Source organism: Terriglobus roseus (assembly GCF_900102185.1).
In the GTDB taxonomy this organism is placed as follows: domain Bacteria; phylum Acidobacteriota; class Terriglobia; order Terriglobales; family Acidobacteriaceae; genus Terriglobus; species Terriglobus roseus_A.
In genome coordinates this window covers 1,037,281-1,062,769 of sequence record NZ_LT629690.1, presented here as the reverse complement: position 1 = coordinate 1,062,769, position 25,489 = coordinate 1,037,281, and the positions used below count along the sequence as shown (strand labels likewise).

The window sequence follows — 25,489 nt, the reverse complement described above, 5'->3', positions numbered from 1 at the left end:
CAACGTCTCCACCGTTCAGGCAGTCCCGCCGCCTGTCCTCCGTGATGAACCTGACCTCGACTCATCCGGACGAGTGCCATGATGGATCCGCATAGAACGAAGCCATACCACGCGATTAAGATCACAGAGTCCAGAAGCCTTAACATCGCTCACTCTCCACTGAGATGTTACGCCGCTGGTGTGAGAAGTATCGACGCACTTATTCCGAGTAATACTCCAGCCCAAGATGCGTGATCAGGTCTTCGCCCATAACGTGGCGTAGCGTGTTCTTCAGCTTCATGCTCTGAATGAACAGATCATGCTCAGGATGAATGCCAGGAGCAGCATCCGGAGCCTTGAAGTAAAAGCTCAACCATTCCTGAATCCCAAGATGCTTCAGACTCGGCGTACGCGCAGCCAGATCCATAAACAAACAAAGATCCAACGCGAGCGGCGCAGCAAGAATCGAATCGCGGCACAGGAAGTCCACCTTCAACTGCATGGGATATCCCATCCATCCAAAGATGTCGATGTTGTCCCAACCTTCCTTGTTATCGCCGCGCGGAGGATAGTAATTAATCCTCACCTTGTGGAAGATATCGCCATATAAGTCGGGATGTTTATCCGGCTGCAGAATGTATTCCAACACGCCCAGCTTCGACTCTTCCTTCGTCTTGAAGTTGTCTGGATCATCCAGCACTTCACCATCACGATTGCCCAGAATGTTCGTCGAATACCATCCATTCAATCCCAGGTAACGAACCTTCAATGCAGGCGCCAGCACCGTCTTCATAAACGTCTGCCCTGTCTTGAAATCCTTACCGGCAATCGGCGCGCCAGCCTGCTTCGACAACTCACGCAACGCAGGGATATCACACGTCAGGTTCGGCGCACCGTTAATGAACGGCACACCTTCCTTCAAACACGCCCACGCATACAGCATCGACGGCGCAATGTCCTCGTCGTCTTCCACCAATCCCTTTTCAAACGCAGCCAGTGTCTGATGGACTGCCTTCTCCTTGAGAAAGATTTCGGTCGATCCAGTCCAGATCATCACCTGTCGATCGGTCTTGCTCTTGAACTCTGCAATGTCATTGCGGATCTGATTCGCAAGATCGCACTTGTTCTTTCCCGTCTTGATCTTCTTCGGATCCAACCGCTTCACATAGCGCTGATCAAACGCCGCAGGCATCGGTTCAATGCCCTCAAGAAACGGACGCATCTCCTCCAACTGATCGCGGTCCAACACCGACGCAGTCTTCGCAGCATCGAACAGGTTGCCGCCGAAGATATCCCATCCCGTGAACACAAGATCATCCAACTTCGCCAACGGAACAAAGTCCTTGATCAGTGGCGAATGATCTTCCGTGCGCTTCCCCAGCCGAATCGTGCCCATCTCCGCCATCGATCCCACGGGCTTCGCCATGCCGCGCCGCACAGCTTCCACACCGGCGATCATCGTGGTGGCCACCGCGCCCATACCCGGCATCATCACGCCCAGTTTTCCCTTCGCGGGTGCAATATCCGTTGCCTTCGGCTGCGTTGCTGCCTGCTCCATCTGCTTCTCCTCAATGCTCATGGGCAACGCGCCAAACCACGTTGCCTTCAACACCAACCTGAAGCATCTCTCCCGATTGCGCAACATCGCAGCAGCTTGATTTCATTCAATAAACACAAGGGTTATCGATAACGTCCCGTTAAGTTATCGGTGTCTCATTTTCTTGAAATTTCTTTTGCGCAAGCCAGCGAAAACCCACATGAGAAGATCAAGTAAGTTTCCTAACCGGACGGCAGCACAACTCATGATTCTGTATGTAGCCACATCCAACGCAGGCAAGCTTCGCGACTTCCGCACCGCCGCAACCGACACACCAGGCTTCGACATTCAACCTCTACCCGGCCTCGCAGACATCCCCGCGCCACCGGAAGACGAACCCACCTTCGAAGGCAACGCCCGCATCAAGGCTGCGTACTACTCAAAGTTCGCGCCCGGTCACTGGGTCATCGCAGACGACTCTGGTCTCGAAGTCGATGCACTCAACGGCCTCCCCGGCGTCCGCTCCGCACGGTACGCAGCCGACCTCAACTTCCCCTCCACAGGCAACAGCATCGACGCAGACAACAACGCCGCGCTACTGCACAACCTGAAAGACGCGACCAACCGCACCGGCCGCTACCGTTGCGCTCTCGCTCTCGCAACCGACGGCAAAGTAGAAACCGTAGCCTTCGGCAAACTCGAAGGCCAGATCCTCACCGCACCACAAGGTGAACGCGGCTTCGGCTACGATCCTTACTTCTGCGCACCGGAACTCAACGGCACCATGGCAGAAGCCAGCGACGAAGATCGCCTCCGCGTAAGCCATCGCGGACGCGCCCTCCGCTCTCTCTTACGACAGTGGCGAGCCTGCTGATCTCTCGTATCCGCATGAATAGCGACCAAATAAGTCTCATTTCGGTTACCGCCCGATTCATTCGATAACCGAACACCGCTTCGACCACATCATTGACGGGTGTTTTCCATACGCCGGATACTGTGCGTGCCTTTCTTCCGCAGTGAGGCCGTTTCCTCATGCGCGGAAGCAATATCTGTACGGAAGCAGGTAGCGCAAGAACATGGGCTCAGTCGCAGGGGTAGCACCACCCGATAACGCACACCGCAAGGGCGTGAAGCCGCTGCGCGCCGGCCAGGGACACTCGTTCCTGCTGCGCAAACTCCACTCGCTCACCGGCATCGTCCCCATTGGCGCGTTCCTGATCGAGCACATCATCTCGAACCTTGAGATCGTGCACGGCCCCGTCGCCTACGCCAAACAGGTTCTCTTCCTTAACAGCCTGCCGCTCGTGCGCGTGCTGGAGTGGGCCTTCATCTTTATTCCGTTGCTCTTCCACGCGGGCTACGGCGTTTTCATCGCCGTCCGCGGACGCTCCAACGTGAACGTCTATCCGTTGGCCGGCAACTGGATGTACGTGATGCAGCGCGTCTCGGGCATCATTGCCCTGCTCTACATCATTCAGCATCTTTGGTTCCAGCGCTTCTCCGGCGTCAGCCTGCCGGAACATCCGGGCCTCGCGTACTGGAAGGTGCAGTACGAACTTTCCAACCCGTGGATGGTTGCGGTTTACGTCATCGGCATGGTCGCCACCTGCTTCCACTTCTCGTACGGCATCTGGCTCTTCTGCGCCAAGTGGGGCATCACCCCCGGCGACGACGCACGCCGCAAGCTCGGCTATGCCACCACCGCATTCGGAGTCATCCTCTGCGGTCTCGGTCTGTGGAGCATCGCTGCCATCGTGTCAGCGCCTATGGTTCCGGCAGTGGAAGTGATCCCCGCCCCGGCAGACGACTCAGCACCAGCAGTAGTGCCCACGTATCAGGTTCCGACCGTGCAGCAGTACGACAGCAACGGTCAGCCAATCCCGCAGAGCGCGGTGCCGCAGCAGTACGCGCCGCAGCCACAGCAGTAATTAGATATGGCCCGACATCTGTCGAGCCGATGAGTACTAAGAACGACGGGGCTTTCGCCCCTGAGGGAATGCGCGAATGGCAACAACACCACGCATCATCGTCGTAGGCGGCGGTCTAGCCGGACTCTCCGCGGTCATGAAGATCGCCGAAGCCGGCGGCAAGGTCGACCTCTTCTCCATCGTCCCGGTCAAGCGCTCGCACTCCGTCTGCGCGCAGGGCGGCATCAACGCTGCCAAGAACCTCAAGGGCGAAGGCGACAACGTCGACAAGCACTTTGACGACACCGTCTACGGCGGCGACTTCCTCGCCAACCAGACGCCCGTAAAGAACATGACGGCGCAGGGTCCCGCCATCATCGACCTGCTCGACCGCATGGGTGTCCCGTTCAATCGCACGCCTGAGGGTCTGCTCGACTTCCGTCGCTTCGGCGGCACTCTCTATCACCGCACCGCATTCGCCGGAGCCACCACCGGCCAGCAGCTTCTCTACGCGCTGGACGAACAGGTGCGCCGCTACGAGTCCGAAGGCAAGGTCACCAAGTACGAAGGCTGGGAATTCCTCTCCGCAGTCATCGACAGCACCGGCGTATGCCGCGGCATCTGCGCCATGGACCTGCGCACCATGGAAGTCCGCACCTTCCCCGCCGACGCCATCATCATCTGCACCGGCGGCAACGGAGCCATCTTCGGCAAGTCCACCAACTCCGTCGTCTGCACCGGCTCCGCGCAGTCCGCGCTGTATCAGCAGGGCGCGTATTACTCCAACGGCGAGTTCATCCAGGTGCACCCCACCGCCATCCCCGGTGAAGATAAGCTGCGCCTCATGTCGGAATCAGCACGCGGCGAAGGTGGCCGCGTCTGGGTACCGCGCAAGAAGGGCGACCCACGCCCTGCCAAGACCATCCCCGAGGCCGATCGCTACTACTTCCTCGAAGAGAAGTATCCGAAATACGGCAACCTGGTCCCGCGTGACATCGCCACCCGCGAGATTCACAAGATTGTCTACGAGCAGGACCTGGGCATCGACGGCCAGCCGATGGTCTACCTCGACGTCTCGCACATCGACCGCGCCACGCTCGAAAAGAAGATCGAAGGCATCCTCGAAATCTACGAGAAGTTCGTCGGCGAAGACCCGCACGAAGTTCCCATGAAGATCTTCCCCGGCGTCCACTACACCATGGGCGGCCTCTGGGTCGACTTCAACCAGCAGACCAACATCCCCGGCATCTTCGCCGCAGGTGAAGCAGACTACTCCATCCACGGCGCAAACCGCCTCGGTGCGAACTCGCTGCTTTCCTGCATCTACGGTGGCTTCGTTGCCGGCCCGCAGGCCATGACCTACGCGAAGAACCTGCCCGCGCAGACCGGCGACGGCGGCCACGCAGCCGAAAAGGTTCGTCAGATGGAGTACAACAACATCCTTCTGCAGAACCAGGGCACGGAAAATCCCTTCAAGCTGTGGCGCGAACTCGGCGACACCATGACGCGTCACGCCACCATCGTCCGTTACAACGCGGGCCTGAAGGAAGCGGACGCCAAGATCGTGGAACTGCTCGAGCGCTACCGCAACATCAATCTGACGGACAAGAGCCAGTGGGCCAACACATCGTTCGCCTTCTCCCGTCAGCTCTACAACATGCTGCAACTCGCACGCGTCATCGTACAGGGCGCAGAGAAGCGCGACGAAAGCCGCGGCGCACACTACAAGCCGGACTTCCCGGACCGCAACGACGAACAGTTCCTGAAGTCCACCATGGCCGCATACGACGCAAAGTCAGACGCACCGGTCATCACCTACGAAGAAGTCGACACGCAGTGGATCAAACCACGCCCACGCGTCTACACCAGTTCCTAGAGGCATCCAACTGGAGATGAACCGTTACTTCATCTTCGCGGTAGTAGCAGCAATCATCGCAGCCGTCGCTTACGGAGGTTTTCTCTTCCTCGGCGAGTGGATCGACGGCAGGCGACAGGCAATACGTGACAAGGGATTGCATCCGGTCACCACATCGGATGGCAATGTCGAAGCCCGGGAATATCGGGCGAACAAGGATGAAACGGACCAAGGGTCCGAGTAACAACAACCCGGGGCAACCAGGGTTGAGCAACACAAGCACGACACCGAGCCACAAGGTCCGGGAGCGAGAGGAAACATGGCAAAGAAGTCAGCACATGTCGAAAAGCCAAAGCCCTACACGGGCTCGACCTTCAAGGTGTCCATCAAGCGGCAGGCGTCGCCGGATGCACCAGCCCACACGGAAGAGTTCACGCTTCCCTATCGCTCGGGCCTGAACATCACCAGCGTGCTGGTCGACATCGCGGCGAATCCCATCAATGCGACGGGCGCCACCACCACCGCCATCGCCTACGACTCCAACTGCCTCGAAGAGATCTGCGGTTCCTGCGCCATGCTCATCAACGGCAAAGCGCGCATGGCCTGCTCCGCTCTGGTGGACGCGCTGCTGCATGAGAACGGCAAGGGCGAAATCACCCTCGCGCCGCTCAGCAAGTTCCCCGTCGTGCGCGACCTCGCCGTGGACCGCAGCGTTCTCTTTGAGAACCTGAAGGCCGTCAAGGCATGGGTTCCCATCGACGGCACCTACGACCTCGGCGCTGGCCCCAAGCAGTTCCCGCAGATTCAGGAAGAGCGTTACCCGCTCTCCAACTGCATCTCCTGCACCATCTGCATGGAAGTCTGCCCGCAGTTCAACGACTCAACAAACTTCGTCGGCGCAGCCACCATCGCACAGGCCCGTCTCTTCAACCTCGACCCATCCGGCGCAGTGCTCAAGGAAGACCGCCTCCGCGCCCTGGCAGGCGACGGCGGTGTGCAGGAATGTGGCTACGCCCAGAACTGCGTACAAGCCTGCCCCAAGCAGCTACCGCTCACCGAAGCCATCAGCGACATGGGCCGCGACGTAGCCATCCAGCAGGTCAAGGACTTCTTCACCCGCTAACACTTCCATCAGCAACGAGAAAGGGCCTGCATTATGCAGGCCCTTTTCTTATGTCTTACCGAAACTCTACTTCTGCTCTTCAGCCGGAAGATGTACGGTGAACTCCGTCTTGCCCGGCTCCGATTCCAGCGTCAGGCGGCCGCCATAGCCTTCCAGCACGCGACGCACAATCCCAAGCCCAAGTCCCGTTCCCACACCCGCTGCTTTCGTCGTAAAGAACGGATCGAAGATGCGATCACGATCTTCCGCGGAGATACCGGAACCGTTATCGCCAATCGTGACCTGAATCTCATCACCAACACGAGCGGTCTTGATCGTAATCAACCCACCCACCTGCGGCACAGCATCAATCGCGTTATCCAGCAGATTGGTCCACACCTGGTTCAGACCGCTGCACACGCAGTGCACCTTCGGCATCTTCGAACCAAATTCCTTGTGGATACTGATGTTCTTCTCGCGTAGCTTGTGCTTCATCATCACAGCCGTGGCATGGATGCTTTCGTTCACATCCACATCCTGCTCACCGGTCTGCCCTTCATGCGCATAGCTCTTCACAGACTGCGCCAGCTCCGTAACCCGAGCCACTGATTCCTCAACCAGCGTAACCATCTGCATCGACGAAGCACTCGCCTCAAGCCATTCCAGCGGAGCGGTAAGCTCGCTGCTCTGGAAAACATCCGCAAGGCAATCCAGGTCCTGCGTACTGATGCCGCTGGCCACCATCACAGGCGCAATGTCCCAGGCCTTCGCAATGTTGTGCGACTCCAGCCATTCGCCCATCTCTTCTTCCGCGTCCGACTGCTCCAGCGAGCTAAGGCAAACGTCCTTCTTCACTGCCAGCGCACGCTCCTGCAACGCGGTAAGGCAGGCACGCTGTTCTTCTGTGTGTCCATGCTCTGAGAACGAGCGCGCAATCTCATGCATGTGGCGCAGGTTATCGCGGAGTTGAGAAGCCGCACGACGAGCCGCAGCGCCGGGGTTATTCAACTCATGCATCAGTCCGGCAGTCATGGTGCCCAGCATGGCCAACTTTGCTTGCTGAGTCTGCTGTGTCTGCATGCCCATCAGCCGCATACGCAGCTCACCCAGAATCACAGAGCGCAGGTGCGGGCAGTGCGACATACCGGCCCAGAACGATTCCTCGTCCAAACGCAGTCCACGAATGTCTGTCTGTGCAATGACGGTGACGTTGGAATGCATGCCGGTCAGCAGTGGCACTTCACCCATGAACGAGGGCGCTTCCATGATCTTGCTGAAGAAGTAATTACCCTGCTCATCCTTGCGAGAGACGTGGGCCTTGCCCTCAGTAAAGATCGTGAAGTAGTGCAGGTCGTCTGCCTGGTCGACGATCTTTGTGCCCGCAGCGACATACATGTCCTGCGCCACCGCCACCAGGCAGGCCAACTCTTCGTCCGGTACATCGTCACCAAACGGCTTCACGCGCTTCAACTCACTGAGAGCTTCGCGTTGCCACTCGACACTGTTTGCAAGACAATCCGTTGTCGTTGCCATAGTTAGAACCCCGCCAGATACTGATGCACAAACTGAATTGCAATGGAGCCTTCGCCAACCGCTGAGGCTGCACGCTTTACCGAACCATGCCGCACATCACCCGCCACAAATATGCCGGGGACACTCGTCTCCAGCAGATAAGGATTGCGATCCCCCATGCGATCTACCCCCACACGCTTCAGGTCAGGCCCAGCCAATACAAAACCACGATCGTCACGTGCCACTTCCGTCGGCAACCACTCCGTCTTCGGTGCAGCGCCAATGAAGATGAACACAGAAGTCGCCGCGCGATTATCCGTGCCATTGGGCGTGCGCAATTCAATGCCCTGCAAATGGTCCGTGCCACAGAAGCGCGTGATCTCTGTTCCCGTCTCGACCGTAATGTTCGGAGTCCCCGCAATCTGGTCTATCAGGTACTGCGACATGCTCTGCGCCAATCCCTTGCCGCGCACCAGCATCGTCACCTTGCGTGCGTAACGGGCAAAGTTCATCGCAGCCTGCCCAGCGGAGTTCGCGCCGCCCACCACAAAGACCTCTTCGTCCTTGCATGACTGCGCTTCACTCTGTGCCGCACCGTAGTACACGCCAGCGCCCACCAACTCATCGCCACCGGGCACGTCCAGCTTGCACCAGCTCACACCGGTAGCCAGCAGCACCGCGGAGCAGCTCACATCCCGACCATCGCCCATCGTTACAAAGCGATATTGGTCTTCCACGCGAATCTTGGTCACACGCTGCGTCAGAAACTCCGCACCCAACCGCTGCGCCTGCACAAATCCACGACGCGCCAGCTCATCGCCGCTCACGCCATCCGGAAAGCCCAGGTAGTTCTCAATGCGCGAACTCGATCCAGCCTGTCCGCCCACTGCATCCGGCTCTACCACCAACGTGCGCAAACCTTCTGAAGCGCCATACACCGCACCGGCCAAACCAGCAGGCCCGGCGCCAACCACAACCAGGTCGTAGTGCTCTTTCTCCGCCTGCACGCGCAGGCCAATCTTTCCTGCCAACTCCATCTGAGTCGGCTGCACCGCGGAAGTGCCGTCGGAGAACACCACAACAGGCAATTTCGCATCATCCAGGCCGCGCGATTTCAGCAGCTCAAGCGCCTCTGGCTGGGTATCAGGATTCAGCCAACGAAAAGAAACATGATTACGTGAAAGAAAGTCACGTACGGCATGGTCTTTCGATCCCCAACGCGTACCCACCACCTGCAACCCTTCATAGGGCGGCTTATAACCCTGGTGCCAGCTAAACAGTAGGTCATCCAGCACCGGGTATAACTTATCTTCTGGCGGGTCCCACGGCTTATTCAGGTAGTAATGAATTCGAGCTGTGTTGATGGCACGAATAGCAGCTTCCGTATCAGCATAAGCAGTTAGCAGAACACGCTTTGCGTCGGGATAAAGCCCCATCGCCTGACTTAGAAAATCCACGCCTGTCATGCCCGGCATACGCTGATCACTTAGGAACAGCGCTACGGCATCCCCGCGAGTCTTCAACTGATCGCATGTATCCAGCGCAGCCTGCCCTGAGGCGGCGCGCACAATGCGATATTCCTGCGCATACTTGCGGCGCAAATCGCCGACGACGGCTTCCAAAACGCTAACGTCGTCATCTACCGCGAACAAAATCGGTCGTGCCATGTGCCTTCCTGTTCCACGGCCAGCGGGGTCTTCTCCGCCTACCGTGCTTTAGATTCTCCAGTACTGTACCCTGATGCAATTATTTCGCGTGGAACGGCACAACGTGGTGCATACTCATGGCAACACAGTTTTTAGCTGTTTAAGCACGAAAAGATTCCCCCAGCTGTTCCATTTTTTCGAGACTCTGCGATTACGCCATGATTCGAATTCTGCTTGCCGATAACCAGGCCATTTTCCGTTCAGGAATGGCACGTGTTCTCTCTTCACAGAGCGACATGATTGTTCTGGGCCAATGTGGCGCCCCGGACGAACTCCTTTCCCTCATTGCTCCTGCTCGAAACGCCATCCTGCTCCTCGCAGCTTCACTCGACGCTGACATCGACAGGACCTTCGCAGCCGCTTCCGCCAACGGTGTCCGCATCATCCTTTTGCATGACAACGGCAACGAGCCGGAAGCCATCATCGTTCGCAAAATGGACGGCCTGCTCTCACGCCACGTCTCCACAGACGATCTCCTCCACTGCGTGCGTCGCGTCTTCAACGGAGAACGCGCTGTCAAAGCACCAGTCGCTGAGGCAGACGACAGTGCAGGACGCCGCATTCGCGATGCCCTCACCACACGCGAACTGCAGATCGTCGGTTTCATTGTGCAGGGCTGGAAGAACCGTCAAATTGCCGAAGAGATTGGAACCAAGGAGCAGGTCGTCAAAAACTATCTCCGTTCCATCTACGACAAGACCGGAGCCAGTGATCGCCTCGAATTGGCACTATTCACATTGCATCACCGCCCACTGGCGGAAGCAGCCGCGAAAGCAGTCACTCCCACCAGCGCTCTCTCCGTGTAAAAACACACCACTACAGGAAACCTGCCTTCGGTCGGATCGAACTTCGCTTCAGCTATACTCACTTTTTCCCAAGTGAGGCTAAGTGCAAATCAGACTGTTACAAGTAGCCGACCGCGCAGAGTGGCAGGTGCTGTGGGCTGCGTATCAAGACTTCTACAACATGGAAGTCAAAGCAGACACAACTGAATTGACCTGGACGCGATTCCACGACGCGAATGCTCCCTTGTACGCCCTGGGCGCGTTTTCTGATGGCAAGTTGATTGGAATCGTTCACTTCCTTTTCCATCTTTCCAGCGCAACAACAGGCCCTTACTGTTACCTGCAAGATCTCTTCACATCTCCATCCAGCAGAAGACAGGGAGTGGGCAGCGCACTTATCGAAGCTGTGTACGAAAGAGCGTCCCAAGAGGGCGCTTCACGGGTCTATTGGCTCACCCATGAAACCAACGCGGAAGCCATCAAGCTCTATGAGAAGGTCGCCCAGCGAAGCGGCTTCATCCAATACCGCAAACTGCTCACTTAGAAGGAATGAATAACTGCCGGAACCCTAATCCAGTTCCGGCTTTTTCACGGACTCCACAATCACCACAGGCACGTCGCCATCCGTCTTCACCAACTTCAGCCCAAGCTCCTGTCGCACCGCATCCGACAGGCCCGGCAGCGTCGCGTCCGGCGCCACGCCCGTTCCGTTGTCCGGCGCATAGTCCATCGTGAAGCGATACGCCCCCGCTGTACCGGTGCGATCGACAACGGGCCGACCACCCATCTCGTAACGACCTGAGAGCAAGCGGGCAATCTCCTCCATCGAAACTCCCTGCGCCTCCCAATGGCCTCCGTTGCGATTGGAATGGTGTCCGCCGATCGCACGGCCATCCTTGCCCACAGGAACAGGCTGAAGCTTCGAACCCAGCGTCGTCGCAGAGACGCGCTCAAGGGCATACATCGGCATCTTCCGTGTGCCCGGCCGCACCTTCAGGCCAAAGCGCTCTACCAGCATGCTCTTCAACAAGTCGCTGAATTCCTTATCGCGTTCGTCCGCACTCAGCGTGTTCAAGCGATGAAACTCTTCCGCATCCACCTTCGCGGTCACATCAAAGCGCTGATCCTTCAACCAGTCAGGAGCATCCACCACCTGCGACACAGTACTCAATCCATAGGCATTGCGGATCAGCTTGATGACTGGATAGTTTTGAATAACCGTAGTGCCCTCGTTCGAATCCCAATCCTCACCATCTGCATCAGGCTTCGCGGGCTTAACCACCGTCACTTCAAAACTCGGCGATTTCGCAACCTGGGCCTCAGCGACAACGGAACCCAACCCAACCACCGTCAGCAAAGCCCCTGCCAGAACAACTCTTCGCATAAACTCTCCCACCTGCCCAGACAATACGAACGGGCAAGACAATCGTTCCCCACTTACTACGTACGCATCCATTCCGCCGGACGCAGCTATCTCTCAGGCCAACCACGCCGAAGGCATCGAGAACCGTACGAAGTACCTTGCTGACGTACTGCCCCGCTGTTTCAATAAAGAACGTGCGCGTCTCCGACTTCGATTTCCATCTTCCCCCAGAACTGATCGCGCAGCATCCTCCCGCAGAACGCGGCAACAGCCGCATGCTCCTCATCGACCGCAACACCGGCAACTACACCGACGCCCACTTCCGCGACTTCCCTTCACAGCTCAACGAAGGCGACCTGCTCATCCTCAACAACAGCCGAGTCATCCCCGCGCGCCTCTTCGCTCGGCGCGCCGGTCTCCGCACGCAACACAACAGCCCAGCGCCCACCGGTCAGGTCGAAGTCCTGCTCACACAACCGCTCGGCAACGACCGCTGGCGAGCTCTCGTCAAGCCCGGTCGCAAAGTCCCCACCGGCGAGCACCTCATCTTCGGCGACAACGTACTCGAAGCTGAAGTCATCGAATCCGGCGACTTCGGCGAACGCACACTCCAGTACGCCCCCACGCAAGACTTCTTCGGCGCATTAGAGCAGTTGGGCCACATGCCGCTGCCGCCCTACATCCATCGCAGCGAAGAAGACGAAGAGGAAGATCGCACCCGCTATCAAACGGTCTACGCCGGCGCCAACACGCACGGCTCCGCAGCAGCCCCAACAGCAGGCCTGCACTTCACACCCGAGATTCTCGAACAGATCAAAGCAAGAGGCGTGCAGATCGAACACATCACCCTGCACGTAGGCCTCGGCACCTTCCAGCCCGTGCGCGTAGAAGACCTCGCAGACATCCGCTTGCACGAAGAGCCTTACACACTACCCGCAGCAACAGCAGACGCCATCAACAAAGCCAAATCCGAAGGCCGACGCATCATCGCCGTAGGCACCACCACCACGCGCACACTCGAACATATCGCCGCCATCAATCGCATTGAGCCACACAGCGGAACCACCAGCATCTTCCTGCAACCCGGCCATCGCTTCCAGTTAGTCAATGCTCTGCTGACGAACTTCCATTTACCAAAATCGACCTTACTCATGCTCGTAAGTGCGCTGGCTGAAACTGAAGACCAAACCATCACAGGCCGTGAAAAGATCCTTCGTGCATATGCACACGCGGTAGGCGGGAAATATCGCTTCTTTTCTTACGGCGACTGTATGTTTCTAAGCTAGTCTCCTAACCGGACGCATATTCTGCGCCTGATGGATGCCACGCATCACAGGAGGCTACTCGCCATGTCCACACGTGCCGCCAGGACGACACCTTCAGCACTCGCCGATCTTCGCAACGAACCCCGCAGCCCACTGCCCGGTAGCGAAAAGGCAGCCTTAGCTGACACTCCCGCAACAACTGCGGCAGGCATAAAACCGTTGCGAGCGACCGCTGTTGCAAAGGCCAAGCCCGCATCCAGTCGCAAGAAGATCACTGTGTCAGTCGTAGTGCCTCGAACCAAGCCCGTCACGCAGGCCGCAGTCGCAGGCAAACACCTCACGCGCGCTCAGTTCAAGTCATCGCACGCCGCCGCGCCAGCGTCGGTAAAAGCGGTGCAGAAATTCGCAAAGGCATTCAACCTCGTATCCAAAGCCGAACCCGCACGCAGCACCGTTCACCTCACCGGCACAGTAAAAGACATGCAGGATGCCTTCGGCGTCACGCTGCAGGAACACACCGTCGGCGCTAAGACTTTGCGAATCCGGCAAGGCGCCATCTATCTTCCAGACTCCGTCCTGCCTCACGTGCAAGCCGTACTCGGTCTGGATAACCGCCCCCAGGCCAAACCACACTACCGAGTCGGCAAGGCGCGCGCCGCCGCCAGCACCTCATTCACACCACCACAACTCGCGCAGCTCTACGGCTTCCCTACCAGCGCCAAAGCCACAGGCCAAACCATCGCCCTGATTGAACTCGGCGGCGGATTTCGCCAGGCCGACATCACCGCCTACTTCAAATCCCTCGGCATCGCCGCCCCCAGTGTCAAAGCCGTCTTGGTCGATGGTGGCAAGAACGCACCCAGCAACGCCAACGGAGCAGACGGCGAAGTCATGCTCGACATTGAAGTCGCAGCAGCCGTCGCACCCGGCGCAAACATCGCAGTCTACTTCGCACCCAACACCGATCAGGGATTCGTCGACGCCATCGCCACCGCCGCGCACGACACCACAAACAAACCCACCATCATCTCCATCAGTTGGGGAGGCCCGGAATCTTCCTGGACATCTCAGGCGCTCACCGCGTTGGACAACGCCTGCAAAGACGCCGCAGCGCTCGGCATTACCGTCACCGCCGCAGCAGGTGACGACGGATCAGACGATGGCGTAGGCGACGGCAAGAAGCACGTTGACTTCCCCGCCAGCAGCCCCAACGTGCTCGCCTGCGGCGGCACCAAACTCGTCGCCTCCAACGGAGCCATCACCAGCGAAGTCGTCTGGAACGAAACCGCCAACAAAGAAGGCGCAACCGGCGGCGGCATCAGCACCGCGTTCCCGCAACCCACCTGGCAGAAGAGCATCGCCGCAACCAAATCTGGCCGGGGCGTTCCAGACGTCGCAGGCGACGCCGACCCCACCACCGGCTATCAGGTTCGCGTCGACGGCCAGAACATGGTCATCGGCGGCACCAGCGCCGTAGCTCCGCTGTGGGCCGGTCTCATCGCACTCAGCAACGCAACGAACAAAAACGCAGCAGGACTCCCGCAGGCAAAGCTCTACAGCACCACGGGGCAGAAGGCCTTCCGCGACATCACCAGCGGCAACAACGGAGCGTTCAAAGCCGCCAAAGGCTGGGACCCATGCACAGGCCTCGGCTCTCCCAAAGCCGCATCCATCATCACCCTGCTCGCAACCAAATCATCAGCCAAAAAGAAAACCAGCCGAGCAAAGGCATAAAAGTTCTACGCGGACCGGGAGAGGCTAAGCCACTCCCGGCCATTTTCTTTTATCGCGCTGAAACAATCGCGCACACTCCCTCGTCACCTCTTACAATTCCTTTCACCGGATACATTCGTCTGCCCTCGCCCTTCGTGGCGTTGTCAGCGCAATACACGCGTTTGCCCTCGCACACCCGCAGGCGAACGCGTAGGGAGTAGTCTTCATGGCTTTTCGACGTTCGTGTGCCTGCGCCTTCGTTCTGTCCACATGTGTGGGCATGGCCGCAGCACAACAGGTGCCTCTGGTGCAGCCGGGCGCTCCCGGCCAGCCCAATAAGGTCATCACCAATCCCGTGGGAACAGCAGTGCACGAACCCACATCCGCTGACTTCGGTTTTATGCAGGGCATGGTCATCCATCACAGTCAGGCAGTGGAGATGGTCGGCCTGATGAACGGCCGCACCACCAACCCGCAGATGCTTGAGATGGGCAAGCGCATCAGCATCTCGCAGGGCGACGAAATCGCTTTCATGAAGCGCTGGCTCTCCTTCTACGGCAAGCCTGTCCAGGAAAATCACATGGACATGGATATGGATATGCCCGGCATGGACATGTCGCACATGGACCACGGCAAGCAAGACATGGACACAGCCGTAATGCCCGGCATGCTTACACCACGCCAGATGCAGGCACTGCGCAACGCCAAGGGCGCACAGTTTGACCACCTTTTCCTCACCGGCATGATCCAGCACCACACCGGCGCTCTCAACATGGTGAAGGAGTTGTTTGAAACGAAGGACGGCGGTCAGGAACCGCAATTATTTGATTTCACCGCAGACGTGGATGTCACGCAGCGCGCCGAAATCGAAACGATGCAAAGCATGTTGGCCAAGGAGAAAAAATAAGCGATGACTCGACGCACGATGTGGAACACCGCCGCACTGGCACTGGCCTTTCTAGCAGGTACCGCAGCGGTCTCTGCGCAGGTAGCCATGCCGGCAAAGCCCACCGTCTATAACAACCCGCAGCTTCCCAATGATCCCCGCGTCGGCCTCAAGGGTGGCGTTACAGACGCAGGCGTCGCCGCTCAGGGTATGGAGCTGGTGCTCAACCTGCCCAAGCCTCCGGGCTTTGCTGCAGGCACCACACCGCAGGAGAAGGCTCCCGCACCGGTACCCGCAGCGCCCGCGCCCCTGGGCCCGGACGGCAAGCCTCGTGTACGCGCTTTGCAGCTCGGCTCCACCAACTCTGATCTCGCGTTCAAGGATCACTACGTCGTCGTCGGCAATTACAACGGCTTCAACATCTACGACATTGCTGATCCCACCAAGACCACGCTGAAGACCTCCGTGATGTGCCCCGGTCCGCAGGGCGATCCAACCGTCTACGGCAATCTGCTCTTCATCTCCGTCGAATCCACCAGCGCCCGCGTTGATTGCGGCACGCAGGGCATTCCTCTACCCGCTGGCTACGTTCCTCCGGCACCGCCCGCGCGTCCTGCAGGCGCTCCGGGTGGCGGTCGTTCGCCCCGCGCTCCTGAGCCACCCAGCAAGGATCGCTTCCGTGGCGTTCGCATCTTCGACATCAGCGACATCGCCAACCCCAAGCAGCTTCCCGGCGTGCAGACCTGCCGTGGTTCGCACACCAACACCCTCGTAACCGACCCCAACGACAAGGACAACGTTTACATCTACGTCGCTGGCTACGCTCCCATCCGTTCGTCGGAAGAACTGCCCGGCTGCTCCTCTGGCGGCATTGAAGATCCCAACACTGCGCTTTACACCATCGTCGTCATCCAGGTGCCGCTCGCACATCCTGACACGGCAAAGGTTGTCGCCAGCCCGCGCATCTTCTCTGACCCCAACACCGGCGCAATGAATGGCCTCGCAGTGGGCAACCTTCACGGCGAAGGCGCAGCGGCACAGCCCGTCAGCGGCTGCCACGACATCACCGCCTTCCCTGAAATCGGTCTCGCTGCTGGCGCATGCACCCGCGTCGGCATCCTCATGGACATCAAGGATCCGGCACACCCCAAGCGCATCGCCGCCATCTCCGATCCCAACTTCTCCTTCTGGCACTCCGCTCTCTGGAACAACGACGGCTCCAAGCTGATCTTTGACGACGAGTGGGGCGGCGGTTCGCAGCCGCGTTGCCGCGCAACCGATCCCATGACCTGGGGCGCCGACTCCATCTTCACGCGTAAGGGCGCGGAACTCACCCTCGGCAGCTACTACAAGATGCCCGCACCGCAGACTGAGCTGGAGAACTGCACCGCTCACAACGGCAATCTGGTTCCCATCCCGGGCCGCGATATCGAAGTGAAGAGCTGGTACCAGGGTGGCATTTCCATCATGGACTTCACCGACGCAACGCACCCGTTTGAAATTGCTTACTTCGATCGCGGACCGCTTGACGGCGAGAAGTTCATCGACGGCGGCACATGGTCGTCCTACTGGTTCAACGGCTACGTCTACGGCGCAGAAATCGCCCGTGGTCTCGACGTGTACAAGCTCACTCCAACCAAGTTCGTCACGGCCAACGAAATCGCCGCAGCCGAACAGATCCACCTGAACCTGTACAACGCTCAGTTGGCATCGAAGACCGTCTATCCCAAGACCTTCATCACTGCTAAGGCATACGTGGACCAGCTTGTGCGCGACAACGTGCTCACACAGGACAAGGCCACCGCGCTCGATGCAGCAATGGACAAGAAGAACACCAAGGTGCTGAAGACCTACGCAGCCACCTTCAAGAAGGACTCGGCCAAGGCATCGCCCATCGATGCTTCCCGCATGACCGCGCTGGCAGAAATCCTCGCTCAGTAAACGCACCAACAGCAAAAGGGGCGCGGCCAATCAGCCGCGCCCCTTCGCTATTTACCAATCTCTCAAGCAAAACTTACTTCCCTGCCTGAGTCTCCTCAATCACCTTCTTCACAGCGTCCTTAGCCTCCGCACGAACCGCAGGCTGCGAAAGGTCCTTGCGAATCCACGTCTCCTCCATATCCGCAATCCGGCCATAGCGCGAATCCTTACCCTTCGCCGTCTTCGCATCAGACCACGCGTTCACACCCGCAAGCTCCTCATCCCACGCCTCACGCGTAATGTCCCAGAAAGCCACACGCCGAGGACTCGCAAACTCCTGCGCATCCTTGCACTCCGCATCCGGCAGCCGCACATACCAGGTCTTGCCAAGCTCCTTCACCAGCGGAGTCTTCACGCCATCGGCATCCACAATCTTCGTGTTCGCCTCGCGCTCCAGCCAGTTCGTGTCATACACCACCAGCTTCGACGAACGCTCCAGATCCTGATAATCCTTCCGCTTCATATCGCGATACTCACGTCCCGGAATCGGCGCCATGTCATCGCACTTCCAGCTCGCATACTCCGTGTCTGTCGTCCACGCCGCCGAGCACTGATAACGCAAACCATCATCCAGACTCGTCACACGACGCAGCCATTGGTTCGGCTCAAGCTGGATCGTCTTCCACGTGTCCTCGCCCTTCGCATTCGGCCCCTGATACTCAAACCGGCTCGACGCATTGAACGACCAATCTTCACCCGTATGCCGAATGATGCCGCCGGGCATGTGTTCGCCCTTCAGCGTCACTCCCTGCAGCACATGCTGCAGCTTCACGCGCGTCGGTGAGATCTCCGTGGCAATGATCCACTCCTTCACGCTCTTGTCCTTGTTCACGTCATACACACGGTTATCGCGGACATACCCCGGCTTCAGCGTCTCTGTCTCCACAAAGCTGTAGTCCACCAGGAAACAGCCCGTGCGCGCATGAATCGCCTTCTTCCCCGCCTCAAGCTGCCCCATCTGCGCGCAAGCCACTGACGACACCAAACCCAACGAGACCAACTTCACCAGAGCGTTCATAGTGCAGACAGACTACACGATTTAGGATCAATTAAGTCCCATATTTATATCCGCCTTTTTCCCACTCACCGCACGACGACGTAGGCAAGCAGAACAGCCGCAGCGGCCACGGCAGCAATGCGCACCCGATGTCTCCCATCCCAGACCCGGTTCAACCGCTGCCAATCGGCATCACCTTCCGCCACGCGACGAGCAAGCGGAACCAGAAACACGATCGATGCCACCGAAGTAAGAATCCAGATCGTATCCGCAGCAAGCAGGATTGCGCGGCCCGGCGTGTGCCAATAAAGCCACGTCTCAATCCCCAGCAACACGGTAGAGGCCATGTACCAGACGGGCATCACCTTTCCCAACACCAGAGCAGAGCGGCTTAGCAGCTTCAATTGCGATTCAGGTTCGAGCTGCGACGCCGCAGGGTTCGTGAATGCAGACACAGAAAACTCGACGCCGACCAGGGTAAGAACGACGAAGAGGGTCGCCACGTTGAACAAGTGCATGAAGGCCTCCCATTGACTCTTCCCAAAAGACGCTTTGCAATGGAGTACTGATGCAGAAAGCAGCACTGACAAATTCGTCAGTTGGAGCAATCAATGGGCGTCTCAAAGAAAGAAATCTCTCCATGCCCCATCGACGTGACGCTAAGCGTGATCGACGGGCGATGGAAAGGCACCATACTCTGGCGGCTGCTGGACGGCCCCATGAGAACAAACGAACTGCGCAAAAGCATCCCCGAAATCACAGAACGCATGCTTCTCCGTCATCTGCGCGAGATGACCGGAGCCGGAATTCTCGAACGTCATCAGGAACAGGGCTTGCCCCTGAAAGTCCATTACTCGATCACGCCATACGGACTGACCCTGGTCCCGGTATTGGACGCCCTGTGTACATGGGGCAGAGAACATTTGAAGCGAGACCTCGCTACCTGATTCTTCCCGCCCGTTCTTCCCTTTGCACACAACTCGATTGAGCAGCAGAACGCCCCGCAAGCGCAACCAGCCTCAAAGCGCGATACTTGTAGACGATGCCGAACGAAACCAAGCCGCCCGTCTACCTGCTCGACACCATGGCCTTCATCTTCCGCGCGTACCACGCCATGCAGCGGTCGCGGCCCATGTCCACGCGCACCGGCGTCCCCACCGCGGCCACCTATGTCTTCATCAACATGATCAACAAGCTGCGCCAGGACTTCCATCCGCACTACCTCGCAGCCATCTACGAGGGCGGCGCGCCCGTCCACCGCAACGAAGCCGCGGCGCAGATGAAGACCATCAAAAAGTTCAACATCAAGACCCAGCAGTTCGACGAAGTCGACTACGGCGGCTACAAGGCCACCCGCACCGAAACCCCGCCCGACCTCACGCAGCAGCAGCCCTACATCCGCCGCGCGCTCGAGGCTTTCGGCATCCCCATCCTCGCGCACGAAGGCTTCGAAGCCGACGACGTCATCGGCACACTCTCGCAGCGCCTCAGCGAACAGGGCCACCCCGTCTACATCGTCTCGTCCGACAAGGACATGATGCAGCTCGTCACCGACAGCGTGCACATCCTCAACCCCACGAAAGACAACCTCATCCTCGACCCCGCCAAAGTCGAAGAAGTCCTCGGCGTCCCACCGCAGCGCGTGATCGACGTCATGGCCCTCCGCGGCGACAGCATCGACAACATCCCCGGCGCACCCGGCATCGGCGACAAGGGCTCCGTCGAACTCATCCAGCAATTCGGCTCCGTAGAAGCCGCCCTCGACGCCGCCCGCGACACCCCCGACAGCATCAAGGGCAAACGCCAGCGCGAATCCCTGCAGAACAACCGTGACACCGTCATGCTCTCCAAGGAGCTCGTCACCATCCACTGCAACCTGCCGGTCGACTACTCGCTCGAAGCCATGAGCACCGCCACCGAGCCCAACCTCGCCGACCTCCGCGCGCTCTACACCGAACTCGAATTCACCACGCTGCTCAAGGACCTCCCCGCCCCCGAAGCGCAAAAGATCGACTACATCCTCAACCCCACCGCGCAAGACATCACCGAACTCCTCGCCGCCAGCGACACCCTCGCCATCTTCTTCCCCGAAGACGCGCAAGCCATCGCCGAAGAGTCAGGCGCCGAAACCGAACTCGACACCGAATCCCCCGCCGAAGATCCCATCGCCACCAACATGGACCTCTTCGCCGCGATGACCACCCCTGTCGAAACCAAACCCTTCGCGCCACCACAAACCGAACCACTGCCAGTAGGCCTCGCCACAACAGCAAACAAAGCCATCCTGCTAGACCTAAACACCGACATAGCAGCCCCCATCCGCGAAGCCCTAAAGAACAACAAAATCCCCAAAGCAGTCCACGACCTCAAAGCCGTCCTGCGCACCTGCGAACGCGCCAAGATCGAAATCAAAAACGTCCGCGACGACGTCATGCTCTACAGCTACCTCATCAACCCCACGCACGGCAGCCACAAGCTCAGCGACGTCGCCGCACGTTTCAACGACCGCGCCCTCACGCAGGTAGAAAAGAAACAAACCCCACCGCCCCACATCCTGCCCGAAGCCGCCAGCGCCGTCTTCCAACTCGCCACCACACTGCGCCCACAAGTCGAAGAAGCCGAACTCAACAAGACCTACGAAGACATCGACCTCCCGCTAGTCCCCGTGCTCCTGCACATGGAACAAGCCGGCTGCCGCATTGACACCGATCTCCTCCGCGCGCAGAACACCCGACTCGCCGTCGCCATGGACGACCTCGCCGCCCGCATCCACACCCTCGCAGGCCGCACCTTCAACATCAACTCTCCGAAACAATTAGGAGAAGTCCTCTTCAACGAGATGAACCTCCCCAAGCCGCTCAAGTACGGCAAAGGCAAAGTCGTCTCCACCGCGCAGGACGTCCTCGAAGAGCTCTCCGAACAACACGAAGCCCCGCGCCTCGTCCTCGAGTACCGTCAGTTAGCCAAGTTACGCAGTAACTACACCGAACAACTTCCCTTATTAGTCGACACCGACTCGCGCGTCCACACCACCTTCAACCAGGTAGGCACCGCCACAGGCCGACTAAGTTCCACTAACCCCAACTTACAAAACATTCCAGTAAGAACTGAGTTAGGCAGAGAAATTCGCGCAGCCTTCACCGCACAGCCCGGCAACGTCATCCTGTCCGCCGACTACAGCCAGATCGAACTCCGCCTCATGGCCCACTTCTCGCAGGACCCGCTCCTGCTCAACGCCTACCGCACCAACATCGACATCCACACGCTCACCGCATCGGAAGTCTTCGGCGTCGACCCCGCCACCATGAGCAAGGAAACCCGCAACCGCGCCAAGGCCGTCAACTTCGGCATCGTCTACGGCATCAGTCCGTTTGGATTGGCAGCGCAGTTAGGCATCGATCAGAAAGAAGCCCGCACTTACATCGAAACCTACTTCGACCGCTACAAGGGCGTGCAAACCTTCATCACAGAACTGCTCGAACAAACGCGCAACACCGGCAAAGTCACCACACTCTTCGGCCGCACGCGACCAATCCCTGACATTCAGTCACGCAACCCCAACATGCGAGGCTTCGCCGAACGCACCGCCGTCAACACCCCGCTGCAAGGCACCGCCGCCGACATGATCAAGGTAGCCATGCTCCACATCGACAAGGCACTCACCGCAGGCAACTACAAAACCCGCATGACCCTGCAAGTCCACGACGAACTCCTCTTCGACGCCCCAAAAGAAGAAGCAGAAGCAGTCGCCGCCTTAGTCAAAAAAGAAATGGAGAGCGTAATCCAGCTCTCCATCCCCATAGTCGCCGAAGTAGGCCAAGGCCCCAACTGGCGCGACGCGAAGTGACCAAAATCCTATCCACAGCACAGTGATGTATCTTTGGCACAACGAAATCGCACCACTGCAAAACACTCTACTCGTGAGTAATCGATGAACTGTAAGATCTGTGGTCAAGCGTGCCGAAACCAATTTTCTGAATTGATGCTCCGTCGGCACACCGTCACATATTGGTACTGTCAGGCATGCGGATTCCTCCAAACGGACGAGCCCCATTGGCTCGACGAAGCGTACACCAGCGCCATCGCAAACGCGGACACGGGCCTGGTGTTTCGCAATAATCAGTTCAATCGCATCGTCTCTGCGTTGCTCTATTTCACACAACCGCGCGACGCCAGCTTTCTCGATTTCGGCGGCGGGTACGGTATGTTCGTGCGCTTGATGCGCGATGTGGGATTCAACTTCTTCTGGTATGACCGATACTGTCAGAATCTTCTCGCCATTGGTTTTGACGCTTCTCAAGCCCCTGGCCCATTTGCTGCTGTAACCGCATTCGAAGTCATGGAACACGCCCCCGATCCAATGGCCCTTGTGCGTGAAGCACTCGCACGCGCTGGCGCGAAAACCCTCATCTTCTCTACCGAAATCTTTGAAGGCGAACCACCGGCACGCAATTGGTGGTACTACGCCTTTCCCACTGGCCAGCACATCGCGTTCTATCAACGACGCACACTTCAAGCCATGGCTGCGCAGCTCGGGCTTCGCTGCTACTCCAGCGGAGGCATTCACATGTTCACGGATCGGCAGATACATCCTCTTCTTTTCCGCGTCATCACAAAAGCACGCGTCGCATCACTGCTCATGCCATGGATTCGCCGCCACATGCGCAGTCGCATGATAGAGGATCACGAAGCGCTCCTTGCAAGATCCTAACCACGCCTCATTCAATCCCCTCACATAACCCGCCTAGTTGTGGATTGGAAACAATTCCCTCAACTAGGCGGTATTAGCTGAAGCGGAGATAAGCAAGCAGTATGCGGATCATGACATGGAATTGCTGCTGGCGGCTCGCAGATAAAATTCAGGCTATTTTTGCAGAAAAACCAGACATAGCAGTCATTCAAGAGTGCTCAAAACAAGACCTCGAATTGGTTTCGAATGACTACAAGAGTCTTTGGCTAGGAGGCGACCTCAAGCACGGCCTCGGCATGATCTATCACAATGACTACAGCGTTCAGTCCGTTAAAAACTCGGACTTACTTTCCTTCGCTGCCGTAGAGCTCTTGGGACCAAGAGCGTTCACCCTGATCGCTGCATGGAACTGCAAAGAAGGCGGCTCAAGCTATCCCGAACACCTGCACCTATTCCTAGATCAACATGCCGAGTGGTTTAACGCACGCCCTGTTGTGTTTGCAGGCGACTTGAACAGTCAGGCAGGAGCATCGTTCGATAAGGGAAGACGTCGCCACATAGACTTCGTCGAACGCATGTCACAACTCGGTCTAACTGATTGCCCTGAGAAAAATCAGTCCGCAACCTTCGAGCAAACATACCGGCATCAATGGTCGTCGAGCTCCGTCTTCCATCTGGATTACATCTTCATTCCGGAAGATTGGGCACCCAAAGTAAGCAGCGTGACAGTAGGCGCATCCACTCATTGGAGTAGGCTAAGTGACCATTCTCCCATCATTCTTACGATCGCAGAGTAAGCCCTAACCTGATCCCGACGGCGTCGAGAACGGTACGAAGTACTAACCGCGCTCGTAATGCAGCACAATCTCCTGCTCACTCGCGATCGGCTGTCCATCCCGCGTAGCCGGATCAAAGCTCCATCCCCGCACCGTTGCCATCACCTGCTGATCAATCGGATCGCCCAGTCCCTGCTCCAGCGTCAGCTTCGTAATCGTGCCATGCGCATCAATCACGGCGTCCATGATCACGTTGCCGCCCCTGCCATGCGGCAGGCTGCTCAGGTCCGGCGCAGGACGCGGAAACACCTTCACAATCGCAATCCGAACATTGCCGCTACCCAGCGCACTGACACCGGACGAGCCATCGCCCTTCTCCGTCTCCGTCTCCGGCTTCGCCTCAGGCACCAGCGCAGGAGCCACCTTCGCAATCGTCGGCGTCTTCACCTTCGCTGGAGCAGACTTCTTCGGGGCAGAACTCGCCGCCACACTCTCCTGCCCACCAATGGTGTACGTCAGCAACGTATGCGTCCCATGCGCCGACCCCGGCAGCTTCACCCGCACCGCCTGCGGAGCCTTCACCGCCACCAGCACTACAGCCGCAATCACCAGCGCATGCGTACCCGCCGAAAGCCAAACACCCCGAAGCTCATCGAAACGCCGCATGCCCGCAGTGTAGCCTCCTCACGATTAGACGTACGAACAAAATCAGCAGGCCATTCCCAGGAAAGCCACGAATGCCTGCCCTACAACCCTTCCCACACCATCAGAAACAAACCATCTGCATCGTTCTTTCGCAAAACGATCAGGGAGTGTTCGCCGTGCCACAGAAGCCCATAGAAGAAGAAGTACGTACCACCAACGACTGGTTCGGCCGCTTCGCCGCTTCGTCTTCAGGCTGGCTCGGCTCCAAATGGGCGTTCTCCGCAGCGGTTCTGCTTATCGTTGCCTGGGCAGCAAGCGGCCCCATGTTCCATTACTCAGCCGAATGGCAACTCGTCATCAACACCGGCACCACCATCATCACCTTCCTGATGGTCTTCCTCATCCAGAACACGCAAAACCGCGACGCTCGCGCTATCAATCTCAAACTGAACGAACTCATCCGCTCCGGCGACAACGCCGAAAACCAAATGATCGACATCGAGAACCTAAGCGACCTCGAACTCGATGACCTCCAAGCCCGCTACGAAGCCGTCCGCGACGCCTGTGAAGACCGCCGCGCCAAACGAGCCGCCGCCGCAAAAGCCAACGCGACCTAAAGCGAAGCCGTCAAAATCTTGTCAAGACCCTAACCCACTTAAGCTAAACAAACTAAAAGAAATAGAGTTGGCAGATTACTTCCACCAACTTTCTACAATAGAAATAGAGCTGAAAAGGGCCGCGAGAATCGCGGCCCTAAGTCATTTAGAAAGACGATTTTGCCTCTAACCCCA

Annotated in this window: 23 protein-coding genes; 16 read left to right on the top strand and 7 right to left on the bottom strand. The window is 58.3% G+C overall.

Annotation, left to right across the window (positions count from 1 at the left end; translation table 11 throughout):
- Nucleotides 1-199: 199 nt before the first annotated feature.
- A complete protein-coding gene (locus tag BLT38_RS04495) occupies nt 200-1,537 on the bottom strand; it encodes an inositol-3-phosphate synthase (RefSeq protein WP_083346913.1) in 1,338 nt (445 codons plus the stop codon).
- 244 nt (nt 1,538-1,781) lie between these two features.
- On the opposite strand from BLT38_RS04495, the gene BLT38_RS04490 reads away from it, so the two are divergent.
- From BLT38_RS04490 to sdhB, 5 genes are all read left to right on the top strand, one after another.
- Entirely contained in the window at nt 1,782-2,390 is a 609-nt protein-coding gene (locus BLT38_RS04490) for a non-canonical purine NTP pyrophosphatase (protein ID WP_083344115.1), read from the top strand.
- A 202-nt stretch (nt 2,391-2,592) separates the two neighbouring features.
- Nucleotides 2,593-3,444 carry a succinate dehydrogenase gene (locus BLT38_RS04485; protein ID WP_083344114.1) on the top strand — a complete coding sequence of 284 codons (852 nt, stop codon included), beginning with the start codon at nt 2,593-2,595 and terminating at the stop codon, nt 3,442-3,444.
- Nucleotides 3,445-3,520: 76 nt separating this feature from the next.
- Nucleotides 3,521-5,299 (top strand): succinate dehydrogenase flavoprotein subunit, encoded by a 1,779-nt coding sequence (gene sdhA, locus BLT38_RS04480; RefSeq protein ID WP_083344113.1) that lies wholly within the window; start codon nt 3,521-3,523, stop codon nt 5,297-5,299.
- A gap of 16 nt (nt 5,300-5,315) precedes the next feature.
- Nucleotides 5,316-5,522 carry a hypothetical protein gene (locus BLT38_RS04475; RefSeq protein WP_083344112.1) on the top strand — a complete coding sequence of 69 codons (207 nt, stop codon included), beginning with the start codon at nt 5,316-5,318 and terminating at the stop codon, nt 5,520-5,522.
- A 75-nt stretch (nt 5,523-5,597) separates the two neighbouring features.
- A complete protein-coding gene (gene sdhB, locus BLT38_RS04470) occupies nt 5,598-6,401 on the top strand; it encodes a succinate dehydrogenase iron-sulfur subunit (protein ID WP_083344111.1) in 804 nt (267 codons plus the stop codon).
- Nucleotides 6,402-6,467: 66 nt separating this feature from the next.
- On the opposite strand, the gene BLT38_RS04465 is transcribed toward sdhB, so the two are convergent.
- Nucleotides 6,468-7,913, bottom strand: a complete 1,446-nt coding sequence (locus BLT38_RS04465) for an ATP-binding protein (protein ID WP_083344110.1) — start codon at nt 7,911-7,913, stop codon at nt 6,468-6,470.
- A 2-nt stretch (nt 7,914-7,915) separates the two neighbouring features.
- Nucleotides 7,916-9,559 (bottom strand): FAD-dependent oxidoreductase, encoded by a 1,644-nt coding sequence (locus BLT38_RS04460; protein WP_083344109.1) that lies wholly within the window; start codon nt 9,557-9,559, stop codon nt 7,916-7,918.
- 197 nt (nt 9,560-9,756) lie between these two features.
- Here BLT38_RS04460 and BLT38_RS04455 point away from each other — a divergent pair, with 197 nt between their 5' ends.
- Entirely contained in the window at nt 9,757-10,404 is a 648-nt protein-coding gene (locus BLT38_RS04455) for a response regulator transcription factor (RefSeq protein ID WP_083344108.1), read from the top strand.
- Nucleotides 10,405-10,486: 82 nt separating this feature from the next.
- On the top strand, nt 10,487-10,927 hold the full coding sequence (locus tag BLT38_RS04450) for a GNAT family N-acetyltransferase (RefSeq protein ID WP_197674931.1): 441 nt from the start codon (nt 10,487-10,489) through the stop codon (nt 10,925-10,927).
- Between the two features lie 24 nt (nt 10,928-10,951).
- On the opposite strand, the gene BLT38_RS04445 is transcribed toward BLT38_RS04450, so the two are convergent.
- Nucleotides 10,952-11,767 carry a TIGR03435 family protein gene (locus BLT38_RS04445; protein WP_172838143.1) on the bottom strand — a complete coding sequence of 272 codons (816 nt, stop codon included), beginning with the start codon at nt 11,765-11,767 and terminating at the stop codon, nt 10,952-10,954.
- A gap of 173 nt (nt 11,768-11,940) precedes the next feature.
- Here BLT38_RS04445 and queA point away from each other — a divergent pair, with 173 nt between their 5' ends.
- From queA to BLT38_RS04425, 4 genes are all read left to right on the top strand, one after another.
- Nucleotides 11,941-13,032: a tRNA preQ1(34) S-adenosylmethionine ribosyltransferase-isomerase QueA gene (queA, locus tag BLT38_RS04440; protein ID WP_083344106.1), complete on the top strand. Its 1,092-nt coding sequence runs from the start codon at nt 11,941-11,943 to the stop codon at nt 13,030-13,032.
- 63 nt (nt 13,033-13,095) lie between these two features.
- Nucleotides 13,096-14,745: a S53 family peptidase gene (locus BLT38_RS04435; protein WP_083344105.1), complete on the top strand. Its 1,650-nt coding sequence runs from the start codon at nt 13,096-13,098 to the stop codon at nt 14,743-14,745.
- Between the two features lie 205 nt (nt 14,746-14,950).
- Entirely contained in the window at nt 14,951-15,631 is a 681-nt protein-coding gene (locus tag BLT38_RS04430) for a DUF305 domain-containing protein (RefSeq protein WP_083344104.1), read from the top strand.
- A 3-nt stretch (nt 15,632-15,634) separates the two neighbouring features.
- Nucleotides 15,635-17,551, top strand: coding sequence for an LVIVD repeat-containing protein (locus BLT38_RS04425; protein WP_083344103.1), 1,917 nt, complete (start codon nt 15,635-15,637; stop codon nt 17,549-17,551).
- 73 nt (nt 17,552-17,624) lie between these two features.
- On the opposite strand, the gene BLT38_RS04420 is transcribed toward BLT38_RS04425, so the two are convergent.
- Nucleotides 17,625-18,608, bottom strand: a complete 984-nt coding sequence (locus BLT38_RS04420; RefSeq protein ID WP_083344102.1) for a DUF6607 family protein — start codon at nt 18,606-18,608, stop codon at nt 17,625-17,627.
- Between the two features lie 65 nt (nt 18,609-18,673).
- The gene (locus BLT38_RS04415) at nt 18,674-19,105 is read right to left on the bottom strand and encodes a DUF1772 domain-containing protein (protein WP_083344101.1); all 432 of its coding nucleotides are present in this window, start codon (nt 19,103-19,105) and stop codon (nt 18,674-18,676) included.
- Nucleotides 19,106-19,198: 93 nt separating this feature from the next.
- Here BLT38_RS04415 and BLT38_RS04410 point away from each other — a divergent pair, with 93 nt between their 5' ends.
- From BLT38_RS04410 to BLT38_RS04395, 4 genes are all read left to right on the top strand, one after another.
- On the top strand, nt 19,199-19,534 hold the full coding sequence (locus tag BLT38_RS04410) for a winged helix-turn-helix transcriptional regulator (RefSeq protein ID WP_083344100.1): 336 nt from the start codon (nt 19,199-19,201) through the stop codon (nt 19,532-19,534).
- 95 nt (nt 19,535-19,629) lie between these two features.
- On the top strand, nt 19,630-22,434 hold the full coding sequence (gene polA / locus BLT38_RS04405; protein ID WP_083344099.1) for a DNA polymerase I: 2,805 nt from the start codon (nt 19,630-19,632) through the stop codon (nt 22,432-22,434).
- 135 nt (nt 22,435-22,569) lie between these two features.
- Entirely contained in the window at nt 22,570-23,298 is a 729-nt protein-coding gene (locus BLT38_RS04400) for a class I SAM-dependent methyltransferase (RefSeq protein ID WP_172838142.1), read from the top strand.
- Nucleotides 23,299-23,399: 101 nt separating this feature from the next.
- Nucleotides 23,400-24,074, top strand: coding sequence for an endonuclease/exonuclease/phosphatase family protein (locus tag BLT38_RS04395; protein WP_083344097.1), 675 nt, complete (start codon nt 23,400-23,402; stop codon nt 24,072-24,074).
- A gap of 42 nt (nt 24,075-24,116) precedes the next feature.
- On the opposite strand, the gene BLT38_RS04390 is transcribed toward BLT38_RS04395, so the two are convergent.
- Nucleotides 24,117-24,719 (bottom strand): TonB family protein, encoded by a 603-nt coding sequence (locus tag BLT38_RS04390; RefSeq protein ID WP_083344096.1) that lies wholly within the window; start codon nt 24,717-24,719, stop codon nt 24,117-24,119.
- A 71-nt stretch (nt 24,720-24,790) separates the two neighbouring features.
- Between BLT38_RS04390 and BLT38_RS04385 the strand changes: the two genes are divergently transcribed.
- Nucleotides 24,791-25,315 carry a low affinity iron permease family protein gene (locus BLT38_RS04385; RefSeq protein ID WP_083344095.1) on the top strand — a complete coding sequence of 175 codons (525 nt, stop codon included), beginning with the start codon at nt 24,791-24,793 and terminating at the stop codon, nt 25,313-25,315.
- The last annotated feature ends 174 nt before the right edge of the window (nt 25,316-25,489 follow it).

Coding starts and splice junctions, on each gene's coding strand:
- BLT38_RS04495 (WP_083346913.1), bottom strand. CDS start 1,537: ATGGAGCAGGCAGCAACGCAGCCGAAGGCAACGGATATTGCACCCGCG.
- BLT38_RS04490 (WP_083344115.1), top strand. CDS start 1,782: ATGATTCTGTATGTAGCCACATCCAACGCAGGCAAGCTTCGCGACTTC.
- BLT38_RS04485 (WP_083344114.1), top strand. CDS start 2,593: ATGGGCTCAGTCGCAGGGGTAGCACCACCCGATAACGCACACCGCAAG.
- sdhA (WP_083344113.1), top strand. CDS start 3,521: ATGGCAACAACACCACGCATCATCGTCGTAGGCGGCGGTCTAGCCGGA.
- BLT38_RS04475 (WP_083344112.1), top strand. CDS start 5,316: ATGAACCGTTACTTCATCTTCGCGGTAGTAGCAGCAATCATCGCAGCC.
- sdhB (WP_083344111.1), top strand. CDS start 5,598: ATGGCAAAGAAGTCAGCACATGTCGAAAAGCCAAAGCCCTACACGGGC.
- BLT38_RS04465 (WP_083344110.1), bottom strand. CDS start 7,913: ATGGCAACGACAACGGATTGTCTTGCAAACAGTGTCGAGTGGCAACGC.
- BLT38_RS04460 (WP_083344109.1), bottom strand. CDS start 9,559: ATGGCACGACCGATTTTGTTCGCGGTAGATGACGACGTTAGCGTTTTG.
- BLT38_RS04455 (WP_083344108.1), top strand. CDS start 9,757: ATGATTCGAATTCTGCTTGCCGATAACCAGGCCATTTTCCGTTCAGGA.
- BLT38_RS04445 (WP_172838143.1), bottom strand. CDS start 11,767: ATGCGAAGAGTTGTTCTGGCAGGGGCTTTGCTGACGGTGGTTGGGTTG.
- BLT38_RS04435 (WP_083344105.1), top strand. CDS start 13,096: ATGTCCACACGTGCCGCCAGGACGACACCTTCAGCACTCGCCGATCTT.
- BLT38_RS04430 (WP_083344104.1), top strand. CDS start 14,951: ATGGCTTTTCGACGTTCGTGTGCCTGCGCCTTCGTTCTGTCCACATGT.
- BLT38_RS04425 (WP_083344103.1), top strand. CDS start 15,635: ATGACTCGACGCACGATGTGGAACACCGCCGCACTGGCACTGGCCTTT.
- BLT38_RS04420 (WP_083344102.1), bottom strand. CDS start 18,608: ATGAACGCTCTGGTGAAGTTGGTCTCGTTGGGTTTGGTGTCGTCAGTG.
- BLT38_RS04415 (WP_083344101.1), bottom strand. CDS start 19,105: ATGCACTTGTTCAACGTGGCGACCCTCTTCGTCGTTCTTACCCTGGTC.
- BLT38_RS04410 (WP_083344100.1), top strand. CDS start 19,199: ATGGGCGTCTCAAAGAAAGAAATCTCTCCATGCCCCATCGACGTGACG.
- polA (WP_083344099.1), top strand. CDS start 19,630: ATGCCGAACGAAACCAAGCCGCCCGTCTACCTGCTCGACACCATGGCC.
- BLT38_RS04400 (WP_172838142.1), top strand. CDS start 22,570: ATGCTCCGTCGGCACACCGTCACATATTGGTACTGTCAGGCATGCGGA.
- BLT38_RS04395 (WP_083344097.1), top strand. CDS start 23,400: ATGCGGATCATGACATGGAATTGCTGCTGGCGGCTCGCAGATAAAATT.
- BLT38_RS04390 (WP_083344096.1), bottom strand. CDS start 24,719: ATGCGGCGTTTCGATGAGCTTCGGGGTGTTTGGCTTTCGGCGGGTACG.
- BLT38_RS04385 (WP_083344095.1), top strand. CDS start 24,791: ATGCCTGCCCTACAACCCTTCCCACACCATCAGAAACAAACCATCTGC.